The organism is Sulfitobacter sp. GN1-4, from assembly GCF_055693825.1.
In genome coordinates this window covers 121,400-134,179 of record NZ_JBVFUQ010000005.1, presented here as the reverse complement: position 1 = coordinate 134,179, position 12,780 = coordinate 121,400, and the positions used below count along the sequence as shown (strand labels likewise).

General features: G+C 53.4%; 13 protein-coding genes and 1 pseudogene. 10 read left to right on the top strand and 4 right to left on the bottom strand.

Translation table 11 applies throughout. The annotated features are described in order from the left end of the window. Window positions 1–36: 36 nt before the first annotated feature. Window positions 37–366, top strand: a pseudogene (locus tag ACZ1HM_RS22030) (nuclear transport factor 2 family protein); the annotation flags it as partial. Window positions 367–506: 140 nt separating this feature from the next. Then, window positions 507–1,136: a LysE family translocator gene (locus ACZ1HM_RS22025; RefSeq protein WP_472744856.1), complete on the top strand. Its 630-nt coding sequence runs from the start codon at window positions 507–509 to the stop codon at window positions 1,134–1,136. A gap of 274 nt (window positions 1,137–1,410) precedes the next feature. Here the strand turns inward: ACZ1HM_RS22025 and ACZ1HM_RS22020 are convergent, their stop codons facing one another. Next, window positions 1,411–2,169: a DeoR/GlpR family DNA-binding transcription regulator gene (locus ACZ1HM_RS22020; protein ID WP_472744855.1), complete on the bottom strand. Its 759-nt coding sequence runs from the start codon at window positions 2,167–2,169 to the stop codon at window positions 1,411–1,413. A 67-nt stretch (window positions 2,170–2,236) separates the two neighbouring features. On the opposite strand from ACZ1HM_RS22020, the gene ACZ1HM_RS22015 reads away from it, so the two are divergent. After that, window positions 2,237–2,848, top strand: coding sequence for an NUDIX domain-containing protein (locus tag ACZ1HM_RS22015; RefSeq protein ID WP_472744854.1), 612 nt, complete (start codon window positions 2,237–2,239; stop codon window positions 2,846–2,848). Between the two features lie 53 nt (window positions 2,849–2,901). Here the strand turns inward: ACZ1HM_RS22015 and ACZ1HM_RS22010 are convergent, their stop codons facing one another. Further along, window positions 2,902–3,909 carry an AraC family transcriptional regulator gene (locus tag ACZ1HM_RS22010; RefSeq protein WP_472744853.1) on the bottom strand — a complete coding sequence of 336 codons (1,008 nt, stop codon included), beginning with the start codon at window positions 3,907–3,909 and terminating at the stop codon, window positions 2,902–2,904. A gap of 254 nt (window positions 3,910–4,163) precedes the next feature. Between ACZ1HM_RS22010 and ACZ1HM_RS22005 the strand changes: the two genes are divergently transcribed. The 5 genes from ACZ1HM_RS22005 to ACZ1HM_RS21985 all read left to right on the top strand — a co-directional run bounded on the left by ACZ1HM_RS22005 (window position 4,164) and on the right by ACZ1HM_RS21985 (window position 8,147). Beyond that, window positions 4,164–5,072, top strand: a complete 909-nt coding sequence (locus ACZ1HM_RS22005) for an alpha/beta hydrolase family protein (RefSeq protein ID WP_472744852.1) — start codon at window positions 4,164–4,166, stop codon at window positions 5,070–5,072. A gap of 412 nt (window positions 5,073–5,484) precedes the next feature. Then, a complete protein-coding gene (locus ACZ1HM_RS22000) occupies window positions 5,485–6,045 on the top strand; it encodes a helix-turn-helix domain-containing protein (RefSeq protein ID WP_472744851.1) in 561 nt (186 codons plus the stop codon). Beyond that, a complete protein-coding gene (locus ACZ1HM_RS21995; RefSeq protein WP_472744850.1) occupies window positions 6,042–6,575 on the top strand; it encodes a GNAT family N-acetyltransferase in 534 nt (177 codons plus the stop codon). Before ACZ1HM_RS22000 ends, ACZ1HM_RS21995 begins: the two co-directional genes overlap by 4 nt. 18 nt (window positions 6,576–6,593) lie before the next feature. Further along, window positions 6,594–7,046 carry a DMT family transporter gene (locus ACZ1HM_RS21990; RefSeq protein WP_472744849.1) on the top strand — a complete coding sequence of 151 codons (453 nt, stop codon included), beginning with the start codon at window positions 6,594–6,596 and terminating at the stop codon, window positions 7,044–7,046. A 288-nt stretch (window positions 7,047–7,334) separates the two neighbouring features. Further along, the gene (locus tag ACZ1HM_RS21985) at window positions 7,335–8,147 is read left to right on the top strand and encodes a methyltransferase domain-containing protein (RefSeq protein ID WP_472744848.1); all 813 of its coding nucleotides are present in this window, start codon (window positions 7,335–7,337) and stop codon (window positions 8,145–8,147) included. Between the two features lie 264 nt (window positions 8,148–8,411). On the opposite strand, the gene ACZ1HM_RS21980 is transcribed toward ACZ1HM_RS21985, so the two are convergent. Then, the gene (locus ACZ1HM_RS21980; protein WP_472744847.1) at window positions 8,412–9,296 is read right to left on the bottom strand and encodes a DMT family transporter; all 885 of its coding nucleotides are present in this window, start codon (window positions 9,294–9,296) and stop codon (window positions 8,412–8,414) included. Between the two features lie 69 nt (window positions 9,297–9,365). Here ACZ1HM_RS21980 and ACZ1HM_RS21975 point away from each other — a divergent pair, with 69 nt between their 5' ends. After that, the gene (locus ACZ1HM_RS21975; protein ID WP_472744846.1) at window positions 9,366–10,232 is read left to right on the top strand and encodes a LysR substrate-binding domain-containing protein; all 867 of its coding nucleotides are present in this window, start codon (window positions 9,366–9,368) and stop codon (window positions 10,230–10,232) included. On the opposite strand, the gene ACZ1HM_RS21970 is transcribed toward ACZ1HM_RS21975, so the two are convergent. Beyond that, window positions 10,229–11,266, bottom strand: coding sequence for a citrate synthase (locus tag ACZ1HM_RS21970; RefSeq protein ID WP_472744845.1), 1,038 nt, complete (start codon window positions 11,264–11,266; stop codon window positions 10,229–10,231). The two genes, ACZ1HM_RS21975 and ACZ1HM_RS21970, sit on opposite strands and share 4 nt — an antisense overlap. A 169-nt stretch (window positions 11,267–11,435) precedes the next feature. Here ACZ1HM_RS21970 and ACZ1HM_RS21965 point away from each other — a divergent pair, with 169 nt between their 5' ends. Beyond that, complete coding sequence (locus ACZ1HM_RS21965) at window positions 11,436–12,779, top strand: CoA transferase (protein WP_472744844.1); 1,344 nt, start codon at window positions 11,436–11,438, stop codon at window positions 12,777–12,779. Window position 12,780: the final 1 nt, after the last annotated feature.

Here is a 12,780-nt window from a genome sequence, read left to right as displayed (position 1 = left end):
CAGGGATGGCTAGACGCATAGGGCGCTGCTTGGGAAAACGGAGACCCTGTGCAAATCGCACCAATGTTTACCGAAACGGGAAGCTACCGGGAGACCCCTTTCGACGAGCCAATGCTTCGGCGAGACGCGATTGAAGCGTATTGGCAAGAAGGCGCAGCGGACGCGCAGGAAAACGTGGAATTTTCATCCCAAGTCTGGGCGGTGGATGCTGACACCGCTGTTGTTGGCTGGCAGGCGACATTTACGCGAATACCGTCGCGTGTTAGGGTGGAACTCGATGGCACCTTTCGCCTGAAGTTTGCGAAAGTATCGGGTCACCTTCGTTGTGATAGCCTCGAAGAATGGTGGCACCAGAGGGAAAGCTAAGCGATCATTCATGCCTTTCGCTACAACTGCAGCAACGTTCCGCTGGTGAGCGGCCTTGCGGCTAAGGTCTTGTATGAGGCCAAATTGACATATTTCTGCAAATGCACAAAGCTGACCTCAATCAACAGCGTGGATAGTCGATGCCATTAGAAGTGAACCTGCCATTAATACTCCTCGCAGCATTAGTCGCCTCGATTAGTCCCGGTCCCGCCACGCTTGCCCTTGCAGGAACCTCCATGGCTTCGGGCCGTACTTCGGGTTTAGCTCTTGCATCAGGGATTACTACGGGGTCGTTGATGTGGTCAGTTGCGGCTGCTTTGGGATTAGGCGCAGTGATGCTCGCCAACGCTTGGGTCTTCGAATTGATCCGGTATTTTGGTGCCGCTTACCTATTATTTCTCGCTTACAAAGCAGCGCGGTCTGCTTTATCGAACAAAGACATAGCGACAAAGTCATTCACGGGTGGCAAACGTTCCTTATATGCAAAGGGGTTAGCGCTTCACCTGACGAATCCCAAAGCTATTCTGTTTTTCGGCTCTTTGTTTTCACTCGGCATTCCACCCGGAACGGGAGTGCCAGAGCTTGTTCTCGTTATTGCGGCTGTCGGGTTACAGAGCTTTCTGGTGTTCCACTGCTATGCGCTGCTCTTTTCGTCGCAGGCAATGACAAAGTTCTATCTTAAGCTGCGCCGGTGGTTTGAGGGCGCATTCGCAATCGGATTTGGCGCGGCAAGCTTCAAGATTTTGACGGCAAAAGGGCAGTCATCTTAGATCTGCTTCGTCCCGCAAAGCGGCCTAACGGAAATGCATATTATGTTGGCAGTGCGAGACTGTGCACCCTTTCGCTACGCTTGTGCCAGTCGCCATACCCGACAACCTGAAACACAAATGTCAGTTTCACAGAACTTAAGTGAGCGATTACACGCGTAGTCGGGCTGTTGCAGACAACAAATGCGCGATCTTCGCTCAATAACTCAGCAGAAAACCGATCAATGCTTTCGGATGAACGGTCGCCTGCATTAGAAAAATCCTCTTCTTGGTTTATCTATTCGGCCTTGTGTACGTCACAATCCAGATGACCAAACAACTCCATTGCTTTCGCGGCAGCGTTTTCCGACACCACTAACCCATCAACATCCGCCCATGGTGCAATCTCAAACGAAGATACCGCGCCGAATTTCTCTGAAGACGCTAAAATTAGGGCCGCACCCGATTTTTCGATAACCGCGCGTTTGACTTCCGCTTCCTCGCTTTCACCCGTTGTAATCCCCTGGTCTGGGTGCAAGCCGGTGGCCCCTATAAAGGCGAGATCAGGTCGGTAGCGACCGAGCCACGCAATTGTTGCTGCACCGCTGGTCACAATGGAATGACGTAGCAGTCTACCTCCGACTATTTCGACGTCCAGATTCTGGTGATTGAGAAGTTCCAAAGCTACGTTGGGGCTGTGCGTTATGATTGTTGCATTCAGGTTTTGCGGCAAGTGCTTGGCAACTTGAAGCGCTGTTGTACCGCCATCGAGGAACACGGCATGCCCAGTCTCTATCATAGTGGCTGCGTACTTACCGATCTCGACCTTTTCAGGGGTCGCGATCCCAGTTCTGCGTAGGAAAGGTGCGTTAGCGGGGGCGATTGGCAGCGCTCCGCCATGCACGCGTTTCAATCGACCTTCCTTAGCCAGTTCACGCAAATCCCGCCGAATGGTGTCCTCTGACAAACCAAGGTTTTGGCTGACTTCTTTTGCAATGATGCTGCCTTGGTTTTCGAGAAGTGACAGCAGGTGGGTCTTTCGTTCATGGGTCAGCATTGCACGATCTTTCTTGACTCTTCACGTTTTTGCACGATACGTCTTCTGAAACTTAGGAGCAAGGCTTATGAAGGCAGAGGACCGTTACCGCTCGATCTCAAAGGAAATTCTGTCAGACGATTGGGGACTTTTGACGAAGCATGAGTTTGAGCTTCGTCGGCGCAATGGCGAGTGGCAACGCCAGACGCGCGAGACTTATGATCGCGGCAATGGCGCGACCTGTCTTCTTTACAATCCTCAAACAGATCGCGTCCTGCTCACAAGGCAATTTCGGCTTCCGGCTTTTTTAAACGGTGGCTTACATGCCCTTATCGAAACGCCGGCTGGCTTATTGGACGGCGCGCGTGCGGATGAGAGAATGCGAGAAGAGCTTATCGAAGAAACCGGTTTTGAGGTCGATAACCTAACCCATCTGTTCGACGTTTACATGAGCCCGGGCTCTGTGACCGAATACTTGGCGTTCTTCAAAGGCACCTATAGCACGTCTGACCATATCGGTGACGGTGGGGGTGCCTACGACGAAGGGGAGGACATCGAGGTGATGCAAGTTGCGCTGTCAGAGGCAATGCAAATGATAAAGGCCGGTGCAATTTGCGATGGTAAGACGATCATTCTACTTCAACACCTTTTCATCGAAACGCTTGCGAAAGAAGCTGTAACGGTTGATCCTGATATCTAGTCCTTATCGCGCTGGTGCCAACGACAACCCCGAGGCGCCAACCTGAAGCCCCATCACCTTGCTATGTCGCATTGTTCTTGCAGCCATTTTCTTGGATTGGCGCCAAGGACGCGCAAGAACTCTCGATTGAAATTGGATTTTGTGTTGAAACCACTAGAGAGCGTTGCCTCTGTCACCGATGATCCATTTCGCATCATTGCGGCAGCATGATGTATTCTATGAGCGTTGATGAAACGCGAGACGTTCTCACCGGTACCTTTATTGATTGCAGCGGATAGTTGCTTCTCAGGCACCTGCAATTTTCGTGCCAGCCGTGCCAGCGTGAGATCGGGATCGAGATGAGGTTTGTGAGAGGCCACGTAAGTGTCCAACTTGGCAAGAATGCTGTTGTCACGATGTTTGTCTAGATCAGAATAGGTTTCATGCTTTTCGCGGGCAGCCGCTTGACTGTCGATTGCATGGGAAAGACCAACGGCACCCAAGACAAGCAGCGTGGTCGAAGAGAACAGGCTTGGTAGCCAATACAGAGTATCTTTCTGACCAGCGGCCAAACGAACAGCGATGGCAATATCTGTCCCCGCTGACGCTATCAGTGCAACAGCCAGCACATGCCAGACCAAGACTGACAAACGGCCGTTTTCGAGGCGGCTATGGGGTAAACTGTCTTCGCCGCGCAGAACCTTGACCCAAATTGCAAGCCCGTACCCAGCAAAAAGCATCGGAATCAGTACATCGAGAGCAAGTGGATAGAGGACAACAACGCCAATTGCCATCACCGGTCCCAGTGCGTGAGCATGTAGATCAGACTTTTGAAGTGTCCCCCGCTCAGCTTGCCTTAGTGCCAACCAGGCGACTACGGGAATGATGCTTGCCAGAATGGGCTGAACAGGACGCATCAAGGTCAGTCCATAATACTGTACGAGCGCGATAACCGCACTTTGCATTGCGCAACACCCGATCAAAACCAAAAGCGCTGATTGTGTGTCGCGGGTGAGCATTCGATGCAGCAAAAAGCCAGCCAGCAGTAGCGCTATGATCATTGGTATTGGCAAGACTGGCATCAGCATCGTCCCGAGTTTTCAATTTGGAAGGTACTAAATTCTGATCTGCACGACCTAAATCCGGAAGTAGGTCGTCGGCTTTGGAATAGACGCTCAAACAAAGGGGACAACATTTCAATCCTAAACCCAAGAGGTACCCTATGAGACGAGTTTTCCTTGCACTGACCCTCAGTCTGGCGGCTGCAGGGCACAGCCATGCCCAAGGTGTTGGCCTGATCGAGCGCAGCATTCCAGCACCGCATCATCAAAGCGATATGCAGTTGTCCGTCATGTTTCCAGCGCATGGCACCCAGACGATTTCGTATGCCGAGAACGCAGTGTTTCATGGAACGCCAGTACTTGCCGATGCTGTGCCCGTCGACGGACCGTATCCAGTTGTGTTGATGTCGCACGGATGGGGTGGCAACACAGAACGGATGGCATGGATGAGCGCGGGGCTTGTTTCTCGTGGCGCGGTTGTTATTGCGGTCAATCACCCCAACACCACGACATTTGATTTGGACTTTGACACAGCGTCCAACCATTGGACCCGCTCTCAGGATCTGGTGGTTGCTTTGGATCAGGTATTGGAAGACCCCGCGTTGGCTAATTTGATGGACCCTGCTCGTGTCTATGCGACTGGTTTTTCTTACGGGGGTTGGACCGCCCTGTCTCTTGCAGGCGTGCGTGGCCGCCGCAGTGGATTTTTTGACTATTGCGCGGCTGCCGGGAGTGGTTCGCAGTTTTGTGCGGAACTGGCTGCGCAAGGCGTTGATATCGAAACGATTAACCAAACGATGTATGATGCCTCTTACAAAGACCCACGGGTCCGCGCAGTGGCGGCCATTGATCCAGGGCTGACGTGGGGACTCTCCCAAGCGGACGTTACGGAGTTGGAGGTGCCTCTGCTTCTGATTGGTTTAGGTGATGGCGAAGACCGTCTAAGAGCGACGGATACCAGCATCAAAGGCAGCGGCTTCGAAGCATTGGTGCCGGAAGCGGTGGTCACATCAATCGCCCCGGCAATGCATTTTTCTGCTCTTGGGCTTTGCAAAGCTGCAGGGGAAGCGATCCTTCGGGAAGAACAAGACGACCCAGTATGTTCAGACCCCACAGGTACAAATCGCGCAGACGTGCTTGAGGCGATTATCGATGCCGTCGCTGCACACTTTGACCTTGGCTGAGACCGCGTATTGGTTCGGGATCTGGAGCTAGGCGTCGCAAGGCTCCAGTATCTCGACCTCGACAAAGGCACATCCGAAATCATGTGTGATGAGGGTCTATTCGAAAAGTGGAACAACCAAGCAGTCATAAACGCGTCGATGCCATCGGTTTTTTCGCCGCGCAATTGATCCGCCGCGAGGTTACCTTTGCGTGTTTGTTTTCGATCTTCATGGTTAGATAGTGGGAGCAACTTGTCCTCAAATTCTGATCGACAATCGAGATGCTACATAATCGGTAGCGAACCACACCTATCAGGTCTCATAACCATTTCAAGTGCTCTGGAAACCTGGAGGTTGAAACGTTCGGGCAGACAACACCAATCAGTTTAACTACGCCTTGACACAATGGCCATAATAGGGATATGTTTCATATATGGGAAATATGCAGTTACAACATTCCACCTGTCTTGCCGACCACCTGTGCAGTTTGCGAGCGCAGCACGAAATGACACTTGCCTCGCTTGCCGAGAAAAGCGGGATCAGCCGTGCTACCCTTTCGCGTATAGAAAATGCTGAGGTTAGCCCTACAGCCGAAACGCTTGGGAGGTTAGCGGCAGTGTATGCCTTGCCGATATCCAGACTGCTCGCCCCTATGGAACCGGTGTTTCAACCGGTCGTCTCGCGCGGGGAACAAACCGCCTGGCACGATCCGGAGCATGGTTTCACGCGCCGAAGCGTTTCCCCTTCCAATGGCCCTTTGGCAGTTGAACTCATCGAAGCAAAGATTGAGCCAAATAGCGAGATTACATACGCTGCGCCGTCCATTCCCGGTCAGGAACACCATGTCTATATCCTATCAGGTCAGATCGAAATTTCAGTCGAAGGCAAGGCCTACGCTCTGCGCAAGGGCGACTGCCTGCGATACGTTCTATTTGGGGAAACAGCTTTCCGGACAGGTAATGCCCATTGCACCTATGTGATCGCACTAAGATGAACCGGACCAGCATTAAGATCGCCCGCTTTGGAAAAGAAGAACTGGACAGGCATCTCTCCGCGCTGTGCTCCATTTTGATTGACAGTGTGGCAGACGGTGCTGCGATTGGCTTTATGACACCACTCAGCACTGCAGAGGCTGCTGAATTCTGGACACGTGGTGTAGGAACAGACGTTGACCTAGGTCGAAAGCAACTGTTTGGTGCCTTCCTCGGAAACAACCTAGTTGGTACAGTACAACTAGTTCTGGCCATGCCTGCTAATCAACGACATCGAGCGGAAATTTCAAAGATGATCGTGCATCCCAGCGGCAGGCGTCAGGGTCTGGGAACCGCATTAATGCGTGCCGCACTTGATGCCGCTAGTGAAGTTGAAAAGTCATTGGTTACTCTGGACACGCGTACTGGTGACGTATCTGAAGCGTTGTATCGCAGCGTTGGCTTCAAGGAAGCAGGTACCATTCCGGACTATGCTTTCGACCCAGATGGAAACCAACGGCATTCGACTACTTACATGTACAAATATGTCTGAGTGACTGTGCAGGGGTTGTTGATCTTCAGCTTCATTGCCCTTCTGGGCGGGATATTGGTTGCCGCCCAAGGACCGATCTATGCGCGGCTGTCGGAAGGACTAGGGCGCGACTACCTGCTGGCGGTTTTCGTCGCATTTCTTAGTGCGACCTTTGCAACCGCAGTCCTCGCTGTACTGAATGGGAGTTTTCGATCCCTTTCTTTTGAAGCACTTCGAGCGTTACCGTTTTGGGTGTGGTTTGGTGGCTTGTTCGGGGCCATTCATGTAACGATCTCCATGCAGAGCATTCCAATCCTAGGCGTCAGTCTATTTCTCGTAGTTGTTGTCACAGGTAACCTTATCGGTGCAGCGATTTTTGATCATTTTGGGAATTTCGGCTTGGAAGAACGGCCCTTTACTTGGTCCAAGGCCCTCGGTTTAGGCATCGTAATCTTGGGTGTAGCAGTCTTGGTAAGGGAGCAGAACAATTGAAAGACGCGCTTAGATGGGGCGACACGGTTGGTACGCGGTAGATGCAGAGGCTGCTAGTTTCTCTCGCCCATGCTGTCCAACATAGCTTGCCTCTTTCCACGCCAATCCGCAAAGACAAGTATCAGAAAAATATTGTGATAGGATCAGGCATGTTCGGAGCATTTCGATCGCACAGACAAGTTTCGGGACAAAGCAGTGGTACGATCACTTGCCGAAACGTCCGTTACTTTGAAGCTCAGTTAGATCACTCCGCATGAATCTCGTGGGGCTTTTTAGAAAGGAGCAACCATGTCAGACCCTTATTCTGGTCTTGGAGCACAAGATCCAGAACTTCAAAAACGGATTGCCGACGCGATGGAAGCCCGTTGCCTTGAATCTGGACAGGTCGCAATTCGCAAAGCCTATCTAAGCAACCTGACACTCCCTAGCACCGCACGTGCTTTGGAACTGGGATCTGGCACAGGCCACGTTACCAAAGACCTTTTGGATATTGCTGGCGCGAAGACTGCCCATGGCCTCGAACCGTCGCCGGTAATGGTTGCAAGGGCAAAGGAGAACTTTTCTGATGATCCCCGGCTCAGCTTTGAAATCGGTGACGCCAAAGAAACCGGCTTTGACTCAGCCTCATTCGATCTTGTCTTAATGCATACCTTGTTGTGCCATGTGCTAAACCCCGAAGAGGTCGTTGTTGAGGCCTATCGCATACTGAAGCCGGGTGGTATTGTAGTGATCTGTGATGGCGACTATGATACTGCAACGGCGCAGATTGCGGATTTCGATCCAATGGATCAACTCATCCGTTTCATGATCAATCAAAACGTAACTAACCTTTGGATTATGCGGCAAATCTCAGGCATGGCTTCCAAAGTAGGCTTTCAACTTGAGGAGCGTTCGGTGCATGGCTATGTCGCTGGTGAAGAAGCTACATATTTTCTCACTGTGATAGACCGAGGCGCCGACCGTATGGTCGAGGAAGGTTTGTTGTTCGACGAAACGGCAGAAGCTCTGAAGAAAGAAGCGAGACGCGGTGTGGGTCAAAAAACCTTCTTTGGATTTATGTCTTATGTGAGCCAGATTGCGACAAAGCCTTTAGAGAATTAGACCTCAATACGGGCGTTTGGATTTGTGGGAATTTTTTCTGCTCAAAACACGAACTGGACCTTACTGCAGTCCGAACCGCCCAGCCTGGAAACGTCCGCTTATACCTTTCAGTAAGGCGCGCTGCGCTTTCAACACCGACTGACCACGCACCTGACTTATCGCTCACGGAAAAGGCAGAGCAGGCAATTCTCGTAATCTATCCTAAGCTGCATGCACCTCGCTGCCACTTGGTTCTAAACACTGATTTTCACGTTTAGGGACCACCTAGTGTCGCCGACACAGTACTACACCGCCTAGAATGATGAGCCCTCCGCCAATCAAAACAGTTCCGCCGGGACGCTCTCCAAATGAAACCCAGCCGATAACGATCGCAAAAAGCAACCAAGAATAGTCGACCGGCCCTACCACTGACAGCGGTGCTGAGCGATATCCTCTGATCGTGCAATATTGGGCTAGAACGGCCAGCGGACCCAAGGCAAAGCACATCAAGAAGACCTCGATACCAATCGGTTGCCACTCCCAGAGGGCAGGAACTGCCATGATGCCAGTGCCAAAAACCCCGATGTATAGCATCATGGAAATCGCGCTGTCACGTTGGCTCAAAATCCTGATGAGATACCCTTCGCTTGCCATCAACATCGCGCTGAGCATCGCGACCAAAGCGGGAACGACGAGTACACCAGCTTGAAACGCGCCTTTGCCAAACATCAGAACACAGGCTCCCGCCAAAGAGACCAAGATCGCGATGGCTTGGCTCTTGCCGACGCGCTCGCCCAATAAGATCACGCCAAGTGCAACTGTAAAAACGCCATAAAGCATCCCGATTGCGGAAGCATCTGCCAGTGGCATGTGTGCAGAGGCCCATGTAATGGACGCGGCCGCGAAGCATCCTAAGAACGCTCGGATCAGGTGAACCCCAGGTGTCTTACTCCGATACTGGTCGATTGGCCCCGACCACGACGCAATTGCCAGTACGACCGCCGTTGACCCAAGGTAGCGCAAAAACATTATCTGGAAGGTGCCCAACGCTCCATCGGCAAATTTTGCAGCAGCAAAGATCAATGCGAATAACCCTGTGCTGACGAACACCCAAAGGATCTCCGGCGCGTAGTTCTGTCGTTCTGGTGAATGGGGCGGGGCGTCGGTCATAAACGTTTTAAGATCAGACTATTCATCTCGCAACAAACCAGTAAGATTGGAGCTGGAGCAAAAATATTGATGCAGAGCACGCTAGACATATCCCTGAATGCCGTTCGCGCTTTCCTCATTGTTGCCGAGAAAGGCAGCATCAAGCGCGCGGCAGAGTTACTGCACGTGACCCCCGGCGCGGTAAGTCATCAGGTGCGCATACTTGAAGATGGGCTCGGTGTGCAATTGCTGCGCCGGGCAAACAACTCGATTGATTTGACTCCTATCGGCCAGCAACTGTTCCAAGAAGGCTTGCCAGCATCCGATCTGCTGCAGGCAGCCATTGAGAGGATTAGGCGGGACGCGAACGAATTGCGTGTGCACGCAAGCCTATCCTTTGCCTCACGGTGGCTCATTCCAAAGCTACGGCACTTTCAGGCGCGCAATCCAAGCGCGCGTATCCAGGTGGAAACAACCCACTTGATTGATGACAAACCCGACCCTGATGCAGATGTTTCTATCCAATATTTCAGCCAAGGGCGCATTCCGAAAGGATCACATGTTCTGTTCCAAGACATGTGCCGACCCTATTTGTCACCTACCCTTGTGCAAGGTTCGGCCCGTGTAGAGGACTTTCCCGCAATTCAGTCAACGCAGGACAATTGGGACTGGACGCTTTGGCTGGACTCTGCGGGACTCTCAGGTTCCAAGCTGCAAATGGCGACACGAGTTGACTTGGATGACGCCGCGCTGCGCGCAGCAATCGCAGGCCTTGGAATGGTGTTGACGTCCCGGTTCATGATTGCCGAGGAAATCGCTGAAGGGCACCTTTGTCCGCTGCCGGACAGTGTCGAAGTCTTGCTGGGCGCTTATGTGATCCATCAAAGCGCGCGGCAGACCGGCCTATCCCAACGGTTTGTTGATTGGTTGCACAAATCTGCCCAAACGACGCACTAGATCGGAGTGAAATCTGCCCTTGGGCGGATCAGCTCTTTGGTTTCGAACTGCTCGATGGCGTGAGCACACCAGCCTGCAAGCCGTCCGACGGCAAAGATGAGAAAGGCTGCGTCACGCGGAAGGCTGGCTGTCATTGCGAATGCCGCCAAAGCCGCATCGATATTGGGGCGCAACTCCCACTTGGCCGCGATGCTTGTAACATGCCGTACAGCCGGGGTGTCTGGGCCCAAGGTATCAAGCAGACAAGTAGCTCGGACGTCCCCTGCCGGATAGATCGGATGCCCAAACCCATGCATGTAGGGCTTAGACTTGGCCTCGATCAAAAAAGCCGTATCGCCAGATACTTCGGCCTCAATCGTTTTGTGTGCGTTGGCAGCGACACCACCATGGCGCGGACCGGATAGAGTGGTGAGCCCTTCCAACAAAGCCGCGGAAATACTGGCACCAGTTGAAGCGCAAACGCGCACTGCGAATGTCGAAGGATTAAGTTCGTGATCGCTTATCAACACAAGCGCTTGGCGCAGGATATCAGTCGTGTATCGATCCAACCCCCATGCCGTGCCGATCCGCAAGTGCGTTGGTTTGTTTGACGTTAGTCCAAACATGGCGTTGACCGTATCAGACAGCAGCGCACCTGCAGCGACAATGCGTTCTTTTCTGCTTTGATCGATTCCTGGTGGATCAACCGCCGCGCGCCCGGCCAGAAAGGCCAGAGCGTTTGCCAATGGACTTCCCACATTTTGAAAAGGTTCAGATTTCGGCGCAGCAACCATATGCACATTGCAGTGATGTGCGGCCGCCTCTTCAAGCGTCATATGAACTGCACATTCTGTTGCCTGCCGATTGCCGAACCACAGTACACCGTCACGAACACCTGAAATCGACGTCTTGAGAACTGGATCGCCCCAGCGGATCGCCTGTGCCGCCACATCGCTGCGCGCACGCGGTCGTCTGTGTTTGTTCGCCAGTTGGTCAACGTCGAGCTTGGCGTAGAGACTGCGGCGCGGATCATTGGGGTCGCTCGTGACCTGCAAGAAACCGCGGCTGACATACGCATACAGAGTCTGAGGCCTGACGCCCAAAAGCTGGCAAGCCGCCTTGGCATCTATCCAATCTGTCTCTCTCATATGTTGATTATGTTTATCAAGATTGAGATTGCGTCAATGGCGCTCTACCGACTGGCAAAGATAGGAGAGCCGCCAGATGACCATTTGTTTTTCTGACCAGATTGCCGACGCTTTGGGCCATGACATGGATCCTGCACCAGAGGTGATTTTCCACAGAACAGGCACCCTGCCGTCCTTCTTTAATGTGGCTGGTCTGGCTGCGGACAGCATAGCCGTTGCCGCCAGGGAATTGGGCGCGGTCTTGGGCGCGCGGCAGGTCCAGGTTGACCGCCGATTGGCGCAATTCTGGTTTGGCATGACACTACGCCCTAAGGGCTGGAGATTACCCAATCCATGGGACGACATTGCCGGGGACTACCGGGCGTGCGATGGCTGGATCAAGCTGCACACAAATGCCCCGCATCACCGCGCTGCGGCCCTGTCGGTGCTCGAATGTGCGCCCACCAAGGCCGCTGTTGTGCAAGCCATTGCGGATTGGGATGCAGATGCTCTGGAAACGGAAATTGTTGCCGCAGCCGGGTGTGCGGCCACCTTGCGGAGTCGTGCAGCCTGGGCCACGCATCCACAGGGGCGTGCAGTGGCATGTGAGCCACTGATCGACTGGCAGAAAACCGGAGAAACGGCGAAGCGCATGCCGCAAACGCTGGATGGGTTGCGCGTGCTTGACCTGACCCGCGTGTTGGCCGGGCCGGTAGCGACGCGGCTCTTGGCGGGTTTCGGCGCGAATGTCCTACGCATTGATCCCCCCGATTGGAGCGAACCCGGGTTAGAACCCGAGGTGACAGTCGGCAAACATCGGGCAGGACTTGATCTGCGCGATAAGGCCGACCGAAGCGTATTCGAGGGCTTGTTGCGCAGCGCAGATGTATTGGTTCATGGCTACCGACCTGATGCTTTGGCGGGAATCGGGTATGACGAGCACGCCCGACAAACAATAAACCCCGATCTGATTGATGTCAGCCTCTGCGCATATGGATGGACCGGCCCATGGGCCAAACGACGTGGATTTGATAGCCTGGTTCAGATGAGCAGCGGAATTGCCGAAGTGGGTCTTACCCGTGGTGATGCAGATGCGCCGTGCCCTCTGCCCGTTCAGGCACTGGATCATGCGACGGGATACCTAATGGCTGCTGCAGTCTTACGTGCATTGCGTATTAAAATGGCGACCGGTGCCGTCTGCTCGGCTCGGCTTTCCCTGGCTCGCACGGCCGCGCTGCTGGTGTCTGGCGGTTTGCAGAACTTTAAGCAAACGCTTGATCCTGAAACACCTGCTGACCAAGAACCGATGCCTGAACTTACGCTCTGGGGACCCGCTCGGCGTTTAAGGTTTCCGATCTTAGTTGACGGCATCTCGCCAAACTGGCGCAGGCCAGCAGGTCCGTTGCGGACAGACCCCGCACACTGGCCCTCAACGGCCTAGG